The sequence below is a fragment of the Paenarthrobacter sp. YJN-5 genome (assembly GCF_015040095.1).
Taxonomy (GTDB): Bacteria; Actinomycetota; Actinomycetes; order Actinomycetales; family Micrococcaceae; genus Arthrobacter; species Arthrobacter ureafaciens.
In genome coordinates, this window is sequence record NZ_CP053544.1 from 1,642,918 (window position 1) to 1,657,316 (window position 14,399).

15 protein-coding genes, 1 other RNA gene and 1 riboswitch are annotated in these 14,399 nt (G+C 64.3%); of the genes, 7 read left to right on the top strand and 9 right to left on the bottom strand.

Going from position 1 to position 14,399, the window contains the following annotated elements:
- Positions 1-23: 23 nt before the first annotated feature.
- The 4 genes from HMI59_RS07815 to HMI59_RS07830 all read left to right on the top strand — a co-directional run bounded on the left by HMI59_RS07815 (position 24) and on the right by HMI59_RS07830 (position 3,715).
- Positions 24-1,436: a M23 family metallopeptidase gene (locus HMI59_RS07815; protein WP_043426089.1), complete on the top strand. Its 1,413-nt coding sequence runs from the start codon at positions 24-26 to the stop codon at positions 1,434-1,436.
- A 100-nt stretch (positions 1,437-1,536) separates the two neighbouring features.
- Entirely contained in the window at positions 1,537-2,010 is a 474-nt protein-coding gene (smpB, locus tag HMI59_RS07820) for an SsrA-binding protein SmpB (RefSeq protein ID WP_193593304.1), read from the top strand.
- A 109-nt stretch (positions 2,011-2,119) separates the two neighbouring features.
- Positions 2,120-2,488, top strand: a transfer-messenger RNA (tmRNA) gene (gene ssrA, locus HMI59_RS07825).
- A 222-nt stretch (positions 2,489-2,710) separates the two neighbouring features.
- Positions 2,711-3,715 carry a S1C family serine protease gene (locus HMI59_RS07830; protein ID WP_193593703.1) on the top strand — a complete coding sequence of 335 codons (1,005 nt, stop codon included), beginning with the start codon at positions 2,711-2,713 and terminating at the stop codon, positions 3,713-3,715.
- Between the two features lie 45 nt (positions 3,716-3,760).
- Here the strand turns inward: HMI59_RS07830 and HMI59_RS07835 are convergent, their stop codons facing one another.
- Positions 3,761-4,090 (bottom strand): hypothetical protein, encoded by a 330-nt coding sequence (locus HMI59_RS07835; protein WP_052474081.1) that lies wholly within the window; start codon positions 4,088-4,090, stop codon positions 3,761-3,763.
- 69 nt (positions 4,091-4,159) lie between these two features.
- On the opposite strand from HMI59_RS07835, the gene HMI59_RS07840 reads away from it, so the two are divergent.
- Positions 4,160-5,626 (top strand): MFS transporter, encoded by a 1,467-nt coding sequence (locus HMI59_RS07840; protein ID WP_193593305.1) that lies wholly within the window; start codon positions 4,160-4,162, stop codon positions 5,624-5,626.
- A gap of 20 nt (positions 5,627-5,646) precedes the next feature.
- Here the strand turns inward: HMI59_RS07840 and HMI59_RS07845 are convergent, their stop codons facing one another.
- The 7 genes from HMI59_RS07845 to HMI59_RS07875 form a co-directional block, all read right to left on the bottom strand.
- Positions 5,647-6,357 (bottom strand): metal-dependent transcriptional regulator, encoded by a 711-nt coding sequence (locus HMI59_RS07845; protein WP_021471045.1) that lies wholly within the window; start codon positions 6,355-6,357, stop codon positions 5,647-5,649.
- Between the two features lie 26 nt (positions 6,358-6,383).
- A complete protein-coding gene (locus HMI59_RS07850; protein ID WP_052474083.1) occupies positions 6,384-7,187 on the bottom strand; it encodes a class I SAM-dependent methyltransferase in 804 nt (267 codons plus the stop codon).
- Positions 7,188-7,305: 118 nt separating this feature from the next.
- Positions 7,306-8,715: an aminotransferase class V-fold PLP-dependent enzyme gene (locus HMI59_RS07855; protein WP_021471043.1), complete on the bottom strand. Its 1,410-nt coding sequence runs from the start codon at positions 8,713-8,715 to the stop codon at positions 7,306-7,308.
- Between the two features lie 31 nt (positions 8,716-8,746).
- A riboswitch (SAM riboswitch) is annotated at positions 8,747-8,860 on the bottom strand.
- A gap of 181 nt (positions 8,861-9,041) precedes the next feature.
- Positions 9,042-9,854 carry a histidinol-phosphatase gene (hisN, locus tag HMI59_RS07860; protein WP_021471042.1) on the bottom strand — a complete coding sequence of 271 codons (813 nt, stop codon included), beginning with the start codon at positions 9,852-9,854 and terminating at the stop codon, positions 9,042-9,044.
- Positions 9,855-9,910: 56 nt separating this feature from the next.
- A complete protein-coding gene (locus HMI59_RS07865; protein WP_021471041.1) occupies positions 9,911-11,026 on the bottom strand; it encodes a ribosome small subunit-dependent GTPase A in 1,116 nt (371 codons plus the stop codon).
- A gap of 2 nt (positions 11,027-11,028) precedes the next feature.
- On the bottom strand, positions 11,029-12,426 hold the full coding sequence (gene aroA, locus HMI59_RS07870) for a 3-phosphoshikimate 1-carboxyvinyltransferase (RefSeq protein ID WP_021471040.1): 1,398 nt from the start codon (positions 12,424-12,426) through the stop codon (positions 11,029-11,031).
- Positions 12,427-12,432: 6 nt separating this feature from the next.
- Positions 12,433-12,948, bottom strand: a complete 516-nt coding sequence (locus tag HMI59_RS07875; protein ID WP_021471039.1) for a DoxX family membrane protein — start codon at positions 12,946-12,948, stop codon at positions 12,433-12,435.
- 179 nt (positions 12,949-13,127) lie between these two features.
- Here HMI59_RS07875 and HMI59_RS07880 point away from each other — a divergent pair, with 179 nt between their 5' ends.
- Entirely contained in the window at positions 13,128-13,919 is a 792-nt protein-coding gene (locus HMI59_RS07880) for a sigma-70 family RNA polymerase sigma factor (RefSeq protein WP_193593306.1), read from the top strand.
- Positions 13,916-14,176 (top strand): mycothiol system anti-sigma-R factor, encoded by a 261-nt coding sequence (gene rsrA / locus HMI59_RS07885; protein WP_021471037.1) that lies wholly within the window; start codon positions 13,916-13,918, stop codon positions 14,174-14,176. Before HMI59_RS07880 ends, rsrA begins: the two co-directional genes overlap by 4 nt.
- Positions 14,177-14,280: 104 nt before the next feature.
- Here rsrA and HMI59_RS26070 read toward each other — a convergent pair whose 3' ends face one another.
- Positions 14,281-14,355, bottom strand: a complete 75-nt coding sequence (locus tag HMI59_RS26070; protein ID WP_369299106.1) for a 50S ribosomal protein bL37 — start codon at positions 14,353-14,355, stop codon at positions 14,281-14,283.
- Positions 14,356-14,399 lie beyond the last annotated feature (44 nt).

The following is a 14,399-nucleotide window of genomic DNA, read 5'->3' on the forward strand; positions in this document are numbered from 1 at the left end:
CCGGCAAACGCAAAGGAACCCCCATGAGCACGATGGACCGGACGTCTCTTCGCCGGCGCCTCGCGTCCGGACAAGCAAGGATTCTGGGTGCCGTCGTAGCGGCCGGCCTGGCTGCAAGCCTCCTTTCGGGCGTTCCGGCCGCGCAAGCAGACAATCTGGACGACCAGCAGGCAGCCCTTGAGGCTGAATCTGCCCGGGTCCAGGCATCCCTCGAATTCGTCGACGCAAAGATCGCGAAGGCGGCCGGGGATCTGGTGATCTACCAGGGCCGCCTTCCCGGTGCCCAGCAAGCGCTCCTGGAAGCCCAGGGCCGGGTGGCCAGTGCCGTCAAGGAAGTCGAGGCATTGGCGGCCAGGGTTGAACTGGCGCAGCAGAACAAGGCCAAGATCACCGAGCAGCTTGAGAGCGACAAGCAGAAGATCACCGATACCAAGAAGTTGATCGGGCAGATTGCTTCCCAGGCCTACAAGTCAGGCGGGGTGCCGACCAACATTGCCTTGCTCTTCGGATCGGACGAATCGGGCAGCCTGACAGAGTCCATGGACCTTGCCGATCAGGCGATGCGCAGCCAGAACGCCGCGATGACCAAGCTGACCCAGCAAAACGCCACCAACGTCAACTCGCAGGCGCGGTTGGCAGCAGTGGAAGCTGAGATTCAGGACCTCAAGGCGAAGGCTGACGCAGCCCTCGAACGCGAAAAGGCCGCTCGGGACGAAGCGGCCAGCAAGAAGGCCGAGGTCGACAAGCTGATTGAGGACACCACCCGGCTCAACAGCCAGCTCCAAGCAGCCAAGCCCGGCATCGAGGCGGACCTCGCACGGGTCAAGGCCGAGCAGAACACCGTGGCAGCCGAAATCGAGGAGCGCGATCGAAAGTTGCGCGAGGCGTGGGAGGCCGAGCAGCGCCGGCTCGCCGCCGAAGCGGCTGCGGCAGCCGCAGCCGCCGCTGCGGCGCAGGGCAAGCCGGCCCCGCCGGAGCCGGTGTACGTTCCGCCGGTAGGGTCGCCGTCGGCCTTTGGCCTGCGGCACCCGTTTGCCAACTACGTGCCCATCACTTCCGGGTTCGGCTGGCGAGCCACCCCGCCGGGCACCATCGACTTCTACGGCACGGGAGGCTACATGCACACGGGCATCGACTTCGGTGCATCGTGTGGCACGCCGGTCTATGCCGCGGCGGCCGGCGAGGTGTTCAACTCCGGGTGGAATTCCGCTGATGGTGGCGGTTGGCGCGTCAAGCTTTCCCATGGGGTTGTTCAGGGAAACTCGTTGACCACCATTTACTACCACAACAGCAGCATCGTGGTGGCAAACGGGCAGCGGGTCTCGCAAGGCCAGCTGATCGCCTACTCGGGAAGCACCGGCAACTCAACCGGCTGCCACGCGCACTTTGAGACGTGGCTGAACGGTGCAGCCGTGGATCCCATGACCCTCCTGTAGCGTCTTTTTCCCCTGAGCGAACTGATTCCGCCACGGCACAGAGCCGGCTCATCCCTGGCGTACACTGGGTTGGAATCCGCAACCAGCAAGGAGTTCTACCGTGCCCAAAGAAAGTGGCCGTAAGGTAGTGGCCACCAATCGGAAGGCCCGGCACAACTACCTGATCCTCGATACCTACGAGGCAGGCATTGCCCTGATGGGTACCGAGGTGAAGTCCCTCCGTGAAGGCCATGCCTCCATGGTGGACGGCTTTTGCACCTTCTATGACGATGAGTTGTGGATGGAGGGCATCCACATCCCGGAGTACAACCAGGGGAGCTGGACCAACCACGCCGCGCGCCGGCGTCGTAAGCTCTTGCTGCACCGGGAAGAACTGGACAAGATTTCGCACAAAATCCGCGAGTCCGGGTTCACGGTGGTGCCCCTTCAGCTGTACTTCCTGGATGGGCGGGCAAAAGTGGAAATCGCGATCGCCCGCGGTAAGAAGGACTACGACAAGCGCCAAACGCTGCGGGAGCAGCAGGACAAGCGCGAGTCGTTGCGCGAATTGCGGGAACGTAACCGACGCTCGTAGCGGGTCGCGGAACCCGCGCGGGTTCCCGGGAATGATCTTCGGGGAACATGCGTTATGATTGGTAGTCCGGCGGGAGTGATGAGCAAACGCCGGTTTGGTAACAAAATACGGGGATGATCGGTTTCGACGATGTTAGTCGCGACAGGTGAAGCGGGCCGAGGATGCAGAATTATCTCGTTAACGCTGTCTGCAAACCAATAAGTGCCGAATCTAAGCGCACTGACTTCGCTCTTGCTGCCTAAGCAGTAAGACAGTCCGTCAGCCCGGGGTTGCTATCGCCCCGGTTCCTGGCGTCATTTAGATAGCCACTGCTGTTTGCCTTCGTCATTGGGGTAAACGGGACTTTTAGATGACTGGGCCTGGATCAGCCACCTGTTTGCAGGATGGCTGGGGCCGAGAAAATCCGACGCAAACTGCGCCCGGAGAAGCCCTGACAACACGACATCGGACGGGGGTTCAATTCCCCCCATCTCCACCCCTGAAAGCCCTCGGACACTTGTCCGGGGGCTTTCTTTTGCCCTCTTGCAGCCCGGCGGTGCCGTGCTGGGGAAGCCCGGCGCTGGGGCAGGGGCCACTCCGCGGCCGGTACATCGCGGCAGGTTCACCCACGGCGTAGCCGGGACAGGACTAGGGGACCCGGCGCATCGGTTGTAGTGGATAGGCCCGCAGGGGCATCGGCCGGGTGGCAGGAGGCAACATGATGGACGCCGGTCAGGAGTTTGCATTCGAAGACAACAGGACTGGACCGGGCAACGGGACCGAAGCCGACGACGTCGACGTCCTGGACGCGTACTCGCAAACGGTCATCCGCGTGGCCGGCTCGGTGACGCCGCATGTGGCCGCCATCGAGATGGTCAGCACCCGGCGCAACGGCCGGGTTCGGGTGGGTAGCGGCTCGGCTGTGGTCTTCACCGTCGACGGCTACCTGCTCACCAACGCCCACGTCGTTGCCGGGACCGAGTCCGGCCGGGCCGTCTTCGCTGACGGCAAGCAAAGCGACGTCGAACTGGTGGGCGCCGATCCGTTGTCCGACCTCGCCGTGGTTAGGGGACTGGGCAGAACCCCGCCTCCCGCTGTGTTGGGGAACGCGGAATTCCTGCGGGTGGGCCAGTTGGTCATCGCCGTCGGTAATCCCTTGGGGCTGTCCGGCTCCGTGACGGCGGGTGTTGTCAGCGGACTCGGAAGGTCCATTCCGGTGCGTGCAGGGGAGCACAGGCGGGTGATCGAAGATGTGATCCAAACCGACGCAGCACTGAACCCCGGGAACTCCGGGGGAGCGCTGGCTGACACCAAGGGGCGCATTGTGGGCATCAATACCGCCGTTGCCGGGCTGGGACTTGGCCTGGCGGTTCCCATTAATAGGACAACCCAGCGGATCATCTCGTCCCTTCTCAAGGATGGTCGCGTCCACCGGGCCTATCTGGGTCTGGTGAGCACACCCATACCGCTCGACGCGAGCGCGGTGGTGCGCACGGGCCAGAAGGAAGGGCTGCGCGTCGTGGAAGTGATCGCCGGTTCACCGGCCGAGTTGTCCGGGTTGCAGCCGGGGGATGTGGTTCTCCAAGCGCAAGGACGGGCCGTTTCCAGTGCCGAGAGCCTGCAGAAGCTGCTCTTCGAGGAGGCGATCGGCCAGCCGTTCCCCTTGACGGTTCTGCGGGAGGGAAATCTGGTGGGGCTGGTTGCGGTTCCGTCGGAAATGGGCTGAGGCAGCCTTGGCTTCCCGGTCAGATGCCAGGACGACCGAAGGAGGTTATTGGTCTTCGGCGCGGACGTCCACGACGCCCACGAAGCGGCTGCCGATACCCTCATACTCGGTTCGTACGTCCCCGGCGAACAACTCGGGCAGCTCCCTGCTGCGGTGATGCCCGCAGTAGACGAATGAGAACTCCGGCCACCATTTCTTGGGCCTGACTGCCTCGGAGTAGTTGCAGACCGCGCAGTCCAGGTGCACCCACACCGGACGTTTGCCGGTACGGTTTGCGCGGGACTGGACCAACCATTGCGGCGGGTTGTCCTGGAGATCACGAAGGTCCGATTCCGACAGCCGTGGCGGGATGCCGTGGCGCTGGGCCATTTCCATGGAGATATCAAGGGCCAAAGCGGCATCACGTCTGCTGATCACCACTCAACGATACGGCAAGCGTAGGCTGTGCACATGACGGCTGAAGCGGCCCTGCCACCCAGCACACCCTTGCAGCGGCGGGTCCTGGCGGTGGCGATCGTGGCATCTTTCATCGCCATCCTGGATGGCTTTGTGGTTAATCTCGCCCTGCCGGCGATCGGGCGCGAACTGGGCGGCGGCCTGGTGATCCAACAATGGGTGGTGGATGCCTACCTGCTGACCTTGGGTTCCCTCATCCTTGTTGCCGGTTCGTTGTCGGACCATTTTGGCAGGGCGAGGATCCTCGAATGGGGACTGGCCGGGTTCGCAGTCACCTCGGTTCTGTGCGGCTTGGCATGGAACGGCGAAATGTTGGTGATCTCCCGCGCGCTGCAGGGGATTGCCGGCGCGCTCCTGGTACCAAGTTCCTTGGCGATGATCGTGACGGCGTTCTCCGGTCCGGCCCAATCCAAGGCCATCGGCCAATGGTCCGGTTGGACGAGTGCGGCGGCGATCGTTGCGCCTTTGATCGGGGGCGTCTCCGTTGACCTGCTGTCCTGGCGTGTCATCTTCTTCATCAACGTCATTCCAGCCGCGGTGATCTGGCCGATGCTGGTGCGGCTGCGAAGTTCCGATGCCGCAAGGGACAAGAGGAAGAAGATCGACTACACAGGAGCTGCCCTGGCGATGGTGGGGCTTGGCGGCCCGGTCTTTGCCTTCATTGAGCAGGGTCGTCTGGGGTGGTCGGCCCCGCAGGTGTGGCTGCCGTTGGTGGTGGGCGCCCTTGCCTTGGTGCTTTTCCTGCTCCATGAGAACAGGACCGCAGAACCTATGCTGCCGCTGCGGCTGTTCGGCATCCGGAATTTCGGCTGGGGCAACCTGGCCACCCTGGCCATCTACGGTGCCATTTCCCTGGGATTCTTCGTCCTGGGCATTTACCTTCAGCAGGTGGGCGGCATGGGTGCCACGACGGCGGGGATCGCCCTGCTGCCCGGAACCGTGATCCTTATGCTGGCTGCCTCGTACTTCGGCGGACTGGCCGGTAAGCACGGGCCCCGGTGGTTCATGGCGGCGGGCCCCTTGCTGTGCGGTGCCGGGTTCCTCATGTCGCTGTCCATCCAGGAACCGTTGGATTATTGGACGCAGGTCTTCCCCGGCCAAGTGGTGTTCGGCGTGGGCCTTGCCACCCTGGTTGCACCACTCACCGCAGCCATTCTCGGTGCGGTGCCAACGGAGGAGGCAGGCATAGGATCTGCCGTCAACAACGCAGTGGCCCGCATAGCCGGCCTCATTTGTATTGCCTTCGCAGGTCTCATCGTCGGCCCCGCTTTTACCAGGGAGGGCCTCTATGCCGCCCTCTGGGTCACAGCGGGACTGTTCTTCCTGGGTGGCCTGGCCTCCGCCGTCGGAATCCGGAACGAAGTACCTCCAGCGGCGGGACAGCTGGCGGCTGCTTCGGGCAGCGAAGGCGGAAAAGCGGCCGACGACGGCGGCACGGCCCACCAGCCAGGCTGACCGCCAGGTGCCCGCTTGAGTCAGCGCGTGAGGACACAGCCTTCGTGGGTGCCGGTGCTCTGGACCCAGAGCGCTGAGGTTACTTCGTCGGCAAGGTCGAATTCGCGCCGGGCGGAACCGCTGCCCACGCGGACCACCAAGGCCCCTCCGAAGGGCTTGCGCCCCACCACTTCCACGCGGGCATCCAGGGAAATGTCCTCGGCGGCCAAGTAGCGCAGCAAATCGGGGTTTTCATCGCTGATGCGGGTGATACGGCCGGAATGGCCCTCGTCGAGTTCGATCAGGCGGTAGGCATGCGGCAACTCCACCGATCCGTCCGACGCGGGGATCGGGTCACCATGCGGATCCCGCACGGGATGGCCGAGCTTCGCGGACATCCTTTCGATGAAGGTGTCGGAGACGGCATGCTCCAGCATCTCGGCTTCATCGTGGACTTCGTCCCAGCTATAGCCCAGTTCTTCAACGAGGTACGTCTCGATCAGCCGGTGCCGGCGCACCATGGACAGTGCCAGCCGCATGCCTTCAGGGGTCAACCGAATGGCGCTGTAGGGCTGGTGGTCCACCAGGCCCTGGTCCTTGAGCTTGCGGACCATCTCGGACACCGACGAGTTGGCAACCCCCAACCGCTGGGCAAGTTGCGAGGAAGTGATCGGCTTGTCCTGCCACTCCGTGTAGGAGTAGATGACCTTGACGTAGTCCTCGATCGAGGAGGAGGGCGTGCTGGTCTTCACGTTCCAAGCCTACCGTGGCCGCCGGCTCAGGCCTTGCGGGCCCGCCAGGTGTGCGTCACGTACGGCAAGGCGAGGAGCAAGCCGCGGGCATGGCCCAAGTGCTCGTAGAGGTACCACTCCAGGTTGCCCATCACTTTCTCCCGGGTGGCCTGATTGGCGCGCAGGTAGTAGCTGCGGGACTTGGTCAGTTCCATGATGTCCTCGGGGGACACTGCGTCCCGCCAGCTGGTGACGTGGCTTTCGAGGTTCGCGAACTCCGGGCCCACCACTGGCCGGAACCCCGGCTTATGGACATCACCGGCATGCATGATGCGTGAAAGGCGATGAACCCAGGCCACGGAGGTGTCCAGTTGGTTCCAAATGAGGCCGAGCGTTCCGTGCGGACGGAGGATCCTGGCAATCTCGGTACTTGCCTTGAGCGGATCGCACCAGTGCCAGGCCTGGGCGACACTGACGACGTCGAAAGCTGAGTCCGCCAGTCCCGTCACTTCGGCAGTACCTTCAACGGCGTGCGCCTGCGGGCAGTTCTTCCGCAGCTGGTCCAGCATGCCCGAGGAAGGGTCGACGGCGCTGACCTGCAGGCCCCGGTCGAGCAGCAGTGTTGTGAACTTGCCTGTTCCTGCGCCGATATCGGCCGCGGTCCTTGCGTTCGGCGGCAGCAGCCAATCGACGGAATCCACCGGGTACCCGGGGCGGACCCGATCATAATGTTCGCCGCCGTCCTGGAAGCTCTGCCCCAGTTCCCGACGTCGGTGCGCCTGCAGCTTTGGGCCGCCGGCGCGTCCGGCGTGTCCGGCACTTCCGGAAGAAACCGGGAGGCCGGAGGGCAGTGATCCTCCGGATTCATTGCTTGAACGCGTGGACACGCGGGGGACTCCTTCAGCGGCAGTAGTCAGGGATACCCAAAGAATCTACCGCAGCAACGTGGCGCCAAGGCCGGGAAGGCTCCTAGTCCACGGTGCAGGGAGCGGCCCCGGCGGTTCCGGGCGTATTGGGCGCCCACTCCGGGTAGCTGCGGTGATCGTTTGCGGGGACCCAACGGCCCTCGTCCACGACGTAATCCCAGCCAAGTCCGGTGGTCTTCAGTTGCCGGATGCCGGCCAGCAGCCTGGCCGCGTCCTCAAGCCGGGAGCCGACGCCGAAGCTGGCGCGCAGTGAACCGGACGGCAAGCCGAGGCGCTTCAGGAGCGGGTGGGCGCAGAAACGGCCATCGCGCAGGCCTACGCCGTGCTCGGCGGCCAGGTAAGCCGCCACCAGTCCCGCGTCGAAGCCTTCAACGGAGAAGTTGACGACGCCGATGGTGTCGGTGGAATCACTGAAGATCCGGTGGACGGTGACCCCTTCAATGGATTCCAAGCCCTCAACCAGGAAGGATCGGATGGCAACCTCATGGTTGTGCCAGTCCTGTTGGTCCAAGCCGGCCAGCACCTGGGTAGCCCGCGCCAAGGTGGCTGCCCCCAGGACGTTGGGGGAACCGCCCTCGTGCCGGGCCGGACCAGTTGCCCAGCTCACCGAATCCAGGCGCGCTTCACGAACGGCGCCGCCGCCGGCAAGGTGGGGGGTTCCGGCGTCGAGCCAATCGGGACGGCCGACCACGACGCCTGCGCCGAAGGGCGCGTAGAGCTTGTGCCCCGAGAAGACGACGTAGTCCACGTCGCTCTCGGAAATGTTGATGCGCCGGTGCGGGGCGAGCTGGGCTGCATCGACGACGATCCGCGCGTCGAACTCATGCGCCAACGCTGCGAGCTCTGCGATCGGCAGGATTTCGCCGGTGACGTTGGAAGCGCCGGTCACAGCGAGCAAGGATATTCCGCCCTGGCTCAACTCATCGCGCAGGTTGGCGATGGTGGCTGACAACGTGGGGGAGGCGATGACGCTGCGGTGCGGTACGCCCTGCCAGGGGAGCAGGTTGGCGTGGTGCTCGATGTCGAGGTACAGGACTTCACCGGCCGGTGCGCCGTCAAGCCGGGGGAGGCATCCGGCGAGGAGGTTCAGCGAATCGGTGGTGTTGCGGGTGAAGATGACTGAATCATCCGGCCGGCCGCCAACGAAGTCCCGCACGATGTTCCGCGAGTTTTCATAGACGGACGTGCTGATTTGGGACGCGTAACCGGCGCCACGGTGCACACTGGCGTAATAGGGCAGAATCTCGTTCAGGTAGGCAGAGACGATGGTCAGGGCCGGGGCCGACGCGCCGTAGTCAAGGTTTGCGTACCTGACGTGTCCCCCTTGGATCAGGGGAGCCTGCAGCTCTGCTCCGGTGACGGCGGCCAGCGGTCGCGCTGCGAGGGCTTCGTGTGCCGCGTGGTCATCTCCGAAAGCGGGCAGGACGGTGGAATCGAACGTAACAGTGCTCATGGGACCTCACTCAAGAAGGACCCCTCCAAGGGATCCGCGCTTGCCGTATCCGTTCCGGACCGGCCTGGTCGTCACCCGGGGCACCCCACCGCGAATGGAGGGTTGCCGGCCAGCAAACCGGGGTTTAGCGCTGGCACTCGTGACCTGTAAAAGAGACTAGGGCACCTTCCGCGGACGATTCAAAGCGGAAGGAGTTTGTTAAGCGGTTTGTTACGGAGAGAGCCGAATCCCGTTTTGGTCGAATAATCGACGGCGATGGCACCCTGAAGTGGGTTTGTCGCCGTCGATTATTCGCAGCATTACGGTTCGGCTGTTGCCGGAGCGCGCTAAAGGAGATCGTCGATCTCCGGGTTGAGGCGCTTCAGGACCTCTGAGTGGAGGATGGAATTGGTGGCCAGCGCGTTGCCGCCGAAGGGGCCGTCTTCGCCCTCAAGCGAGGTGAACCTGCCGCCGGCCTCCGTGACGATCGGCACCAATGCAGCCATGTCGTAAAGGTTTAGTTCCGGTTCGCAGGCGATGTCTACGGCACCTTCGGCCACCAGGCAGTAGGACCAGAAATCCCCGAAGGCGCGGGTCCGCCAGACGTCGTCAGTGAGCGAAAGGAATTCGTCCAGGTTTCCGCGCTCCTTCCATCCCGAAAGGCTCGAGAAGGACAGTGACGCGTCCGCCAGCGAAGAGACGTTGGAGACCTTCAAACGGGTGGCCGACGCGAGGGACCGCCCTGTGTAGGCTCCCATGCCCTTGGCGGCCCACCAGCGTTTGCCGAGTGCCGGCGCGCTGACCACACCCACCACGGGCTCGTCCTCGTCAACGAGGGCGATCAAGGTTGCCCACACCGGCACCCCCCGGACAAAGTTCTTCGTCCCGTCGATGGGGTCGATGATCCAGCGCCGCGATCCATGGCCGCTGCTGCCGAACTCTTCGCCCAGCACGGCGTCGCGGGGACGCGAACGCGAGAGCTGGCCGCGGATGGCTTCCTCGGCTGCCTTGTCCGCATCGGTGACCGGCGTCAGGTCGGGTTTGGTTTCGATCTGCAGGTCCAGGGCCTTGAACCGGTCCATGGTCTGGGCGTCCACCGAATCGGCCAGGACGTGGGCCAGCCGCAGGTCATCGTTGTAACTGGAAACGGGTTGGGTCATGCCACCAAACTATCGTGAAACAATCCCTGCACCCGGGAAGTGGTGCTTTTCCCGCCTCAGTTGACGGTGCCGAGTTCCTTGGTTTCCTTCGCCTCCAGGCGCGGGTCCGCTCCGAGAAGCCGGCGCAGGGACGCCAGCCGGGCGGCACCGGAAGGTCCGGCGTGCCCTTCGTTGACCCAGGCGTCCAGCCCGCAGTTGACGGCGTTGGCGTCGTGTTTGCAGCCCCGTTCGCAGTCTTCGGTCCCGGGCTCGAGGTCCGGGAAGGAGTGCAGGATCCGGTCCGGGTCGACGTGGGCCAATCCGAAGGAACGGATGCCGGGAGTATCGATGATCCAGCTGCCCGACGGAGCGTCGGCCAGCTTGAGGGCCAGGGCGGACGATGAAGTATGCCGGCCGCGGCCCGTCACGGCGTTGACTCCGCCGGTTGCCCGTTCCGCGCCCGTCAGCGCATTGACCATGGTGGACTTGCCGACGCCGGAGTGCCCCAGCATGACGGTCACTTTTCCGTCGAGGTGGTCCCGCAGGCGGGACACCGCTTCGCTGTCGAGCCGGGCGGACAAGCCGTCGTCCGAGCGGGCATCGATGCCGGACGCTTGTGAATCCGCCGTGCGGCTGATGATGACCGGAAAGTCCAGGCTGAGGTAGTTCGAAAGGAGTTCCGCCGGATCCTTGACGTCCGCTTTGGTGATGAGCAGCAGCGGCTCTATGCCGGCGTCGTAGGCTGCCACCAAGGCGCGGTCGATGAAACCTGTACGCGGCTCCGGGTTGGCCGCGGCCACCACCACTACCAGCTGGTCGGCGTTCGCCACCACTACCCGCTCGATCGGGTCCGTGTCATCAGCGCTGCGACGCAACAGGGTCCGGCGTTCTTCGACGCGGACCAGCCGCGCCAGGGTATCGGGACTGCCGGAGACGTCGCCCACCAAGGCAACGAAATCGCCCGGAACCACCGGCGTGCGGCGGAGTTCGCGGGCCCTGGCTGCAATGACTACGCGTTCGTTGTCAGAGTCCTCGCCCACGATCGCGGTGTAGCGCCCGCGGTCGACCGTGATGATTCGTCCCACCACGGCGTCGTCGTGGCTGGGGCGGTCCTTGGTGCGGGGCCTGGAACCTTTCTTGTTCGGACGGATGCGGACATCCGATTCGTCCCAGGAGCGTGCGTCGCGGCCCATGGTCAGCGGTTGCCCCCGGTTGTGCCCGCCTGTGGGAATTCACCGGAATCGCGGGAAGCCTGCCCGAGCATGGCTGCCCACATGTGCGGGAATTCGGGCATCGTCTTGGAAGTCGTGGCGATGTCTTCCACTTCCACCCCTTCCACGGCGAGCCCGAGGATGGCACCCGCCGTAGCCATGCGGTGGTCCGCATAGCTGTGCACGACGCCGCCGTGCAGGGCAGCCGGACGGATGATGAGACCGTCCGCGGTTTCTTCCGCGTCCCCGCCGAGGCGGTTGATCTCGTTCACCAACGCGGCGAGCCGGTCCGTTTCGTGGCCCCTGAGGTGGGCGATCCCGGTCAGGCGGGAGGGTCCGCTGGCCAAAGCGCACAGGGCGGCAACGGTGGGAGCCAGTTCGCTGGTCTCGTCAAAGTCCGCCCCCTTGATGTCGGGACCGCCCGTGACGGTGAGCGTGCCCTCCTCCAGGGTGACGGTTGCCCCCATGGTGGTGAGGATGCTGCGCCAGAGATCACCCACCTGAGTTGTCCGGAGGGGCCAGTTGGGAATTCTGACGGTGCCGCGGGTGGCCAGTGCGGCGGCCAGGAAGGGACCGGCGTTGGACAGGTCCTGTTCGATGCGCTGGTCGAAGGCACGGATGGGGCCGGGAGCCACGCGCCAATGGTTGGGCACCGAATCGTCCACGCTGACCCCGACGCTGCGGAGCACGGACACTGTCATGCTGATGTGGTCGAGGCTTGGCACCGGCTTGCCGACATGTTCAAGATGCAGGCCCTCGGTGAAGCGCGCACCCACCAGCAACAACGCCGATACGAACTGCGACGAGGCACTGGCATCGATCACGAGATGCCCGCCGCGGACTTCGCCGGTGCCTTCCACCGCGAAAGGCAGGGCCGACGGCGTCCTGCCGCCTTCGGCGCGAACCGGAACCCCAAGGGCTACGAGCGCCTCGATGATGGTTCCCATGGGGCGCTTGCGGGCATGGGGGTCGCCGTCGAAGACGGCAGTTCCCCGGCGGAGGGCCGCCACAGGGGGAACAAACCTCATGACCGTTCCGGCAAGGCCGCAGTCGATGGAGGTGTCGGAGGGAGTGTCCGTCGAACTGATGGGGCTGATCTCGAGGTCGGGACCGTAGTCCCCGTCGCCCGGCACCTCGGTGACGGTCGCTCCCAAGTGGCGCAAGGCCTGGACCATCAAGGCGGAGTCCCGCGAGTGCAGGGGAGCCCGCAACCTTGACGGCCCATCAGCCAGGGCCGCCAAGATCAGGAACCTGTTGGTTAAGGACTTGGAGCCCGGTACCGTTACCGTGGCATCGACCGGCTGCTTGGCAAAGGGCGCCGGCCAGAGGGATTGTGCTGCGGCGCTTTCCGTGCCGGTGTTTGCTGCGGTGGTACCAGTCATGCTTCCTTATGCTCCAACTGCGTGGTCGACGGCCTTGCGTACTGCTTTGTCTGCGCGCTTGATCTGCTTCCCGGTGACTTTCTTTGCGTCGGCGGCAAGGTGTTCGGCGCGCCATGCCAGGCTGGGGCGTCCGGCAGTGTCCACGGAAGCGAGCAGCACGCCTCCGGTCAGGGAAATGTTCTTCAGCAGCTGGGCACGGCGGGCGTTACGGCCTTCCTTGGTGCTGATATCCGCTGAGCGCCACTCCACGTAGGTGTTAAGCGCCGAGGTCAAAGCGAGCACGGTGGCAGCGAAACGGGACATTTTTCCCAGGCCCAAGAGGGCACCTGCCCCCAACTGCGCGCCACCGATGACGCGGGCCAGGACTTTCTCGTCTGTCTGGAAAGGAAGGGACTCGGAAGCCCGGCGAAGTACCGGCGATAACTGCCTGGCAGTGTCATCCGCGTTCTTCAGTTTGTCCAGCCCGGTAATGACGAAACTTGATGCGAGCATGGGTCGCGCGAGGAAACGGATTACAGACATGTCTTGCCTCCTGGATGATTGGCCACAGGCGTCGTTTGACGTCGTGTTCAAGGGGTGCAGTCTGCTCTAGTCTTGCACCTTTGCGGAATATTTACCCACCGGTGGCCGTTGTGAACAGAAGGCGCGGTGAAGACCGGGCCGCGGCATGGTGTTGCCGCTTCACGAACGGAGTTGGTTTTTTGACCTTGGTGAGGGACCGCACGGATTTACCGGGGCCCACGTCGCCCGCGCAGCCGGATTCACTGCAGCTGACAGTAGACTTGGCATCGATGAGCACCATTGAACCGGCCGCAGCGGCCAGGGACCAGGCAGCCGGCGACGACGCTCAGGCCCCGGCCGCCGTCGATCCTTCCACCGAAACCGCCGAGCAGCGCCGGGCGCGCTTTGAGCGCGACGCCATGCAGTATGTGGACCAGCTTTACTCGGCGGCGATGCGCATGGCGCGCAACCCGTCCGATGCCGAGGACCTGGTCCAGGAGGCTTACACCAAGGCCTTCTCTGCGTTCCACCAATACAAGCCGGGCACGAACCTCAAAGCCTGGCTGTACCGGATCCTGACCAATACCTACATCAACCTCTACCGGAAGCGGCAGCGGGAACCCCTGCAGTCCAATTCGGACACGATCGAGGACTGGCAGCTGGCCAAGGCGGAGTCGCACACGTCCGCGGGGCTGCGCTCCGCAGAAGCCGAGGCCCTCGACCATCTCCCGGATTCGGACGTCAAGAATGCTTTGCAGTCCATCCCGGAAGAGTTCCGCCTGGCCGTCTACTTCGCGGATGTCGAGGGGTATGCGTACAAGCAGATTTCAGAGATCATGAATACCCCGATCGGCACCGTCATGTCGCGCCTGCACCGCGGCAGGAAGATGCTCCGGGACATGCTGGCGGACTACGCCGCCGAACGGGGCTTCCGGGCCCAGACAGAAGAGCAGGCCACGGCCGGTAGCAACAATCAGGAGAAAGAGAAATGAGCGACTGCCAGGGATTGGGCGATTGCGACGATACGCGCATGCAGCGTATTTACGAGTACCTCGACGGCGCACTGACCCGTGAGGACCTCGGCGAGATCAAGCAGCACTTGGACGGTTGCGAGGAGTGCTCCGAGCAGTACGATCTCGAGTGCCTCATCCGCACCATGGTCAAGCGCTCCTGCACCGAATCTGCGCCGGAGAACCTCAAGAACTCCATTCTTGACAGGATCCACTCGATCAAGCCCGTGGAGGCCTGAACCGGCTGCAGGTCCGCTGACCAAAGCCGCTTAAACGCCAAAGGCCCTGGAAACCGCATGGTTTCCGGGGCCTTTGCTTTAAGCCTTGACTCCAAGCCTCTGGCTTAGGTGTTGGGGCGCTTGCCGTGGTTTGCGCCGCCGCGCTTACGGTCACGACGCTTACGTGCACGCTTGCTCATAGCTGGCCTCCTTCAATGATTGATTCACAATAAAGCTGCCCTCC

Excerpts from the sequence above, each read along its gene's own strand:
- HMI59_RS07815 (WP_043426089.1), top strand. The coding sequence starts at position 24 with ATGAGCACGATGGACCGGACGTCTCTTCGCCGGCGCCTCGCGTCCGGA.
- HMI59_RS07830 (WP_193593703.1), top strand. The coding sequence starts at position 2,711 with ATGGACGCCGGTCAGGAGTTTGCATTCGAAGACAACAGGACTGGACCG.
- HMI59_RS07835 (WP_052474081.1), bottom strand. The coding sequence starts at position 4,090 with ATGGAAATGGCCCAGCGCCACGGCATCCCGCCACGGCTGTCGGAATCG.
- HMI59_RS07855 (WP_021471043.1), bottom strand. The coding sequence starts at position 8,715 with ATGAGCACTGTTACGTTCGATTCCACCGTCCTGCCCGCTTTCGGAGAT.
- hisN (WP_021471042.1), bottom strand. The coding sequence starts at position 9,854 with ATGACCCAACCCGTTTCCAGTTACAACGATGACCTGCGGCTGGCCCAC.
- HMI59_RS07865 (WP_021471041.1), bottom strand. The coding sequence starts at position 11,026 with ATGGGCCGCGACGCACGCTCCTGGGACGAATCGGATGTCCGCATCCGT.
- aroA (WP_021471040.1), bottom strand. The coding sequence starts at position 12,426 with ATGACTGGTACCACCGCAGCAAACACCGGCACGGAAAGCGCCGCAGCA.
- HMI59_RS07875 (WP_021471039.1), bottom strand. The coding sequence starts at position 12,948 with ATGTCTGTAATCCGTTTCCTCGCGCGACCCATGCTCGCATCAAGTTTC.
- rsrA (WP_021471037.1), top strand. The coding sequence starts at position 13,916 with ATGAGCGACTGCCAGGGATTGGGCGATTGCGACGATACGCGCATGCAG.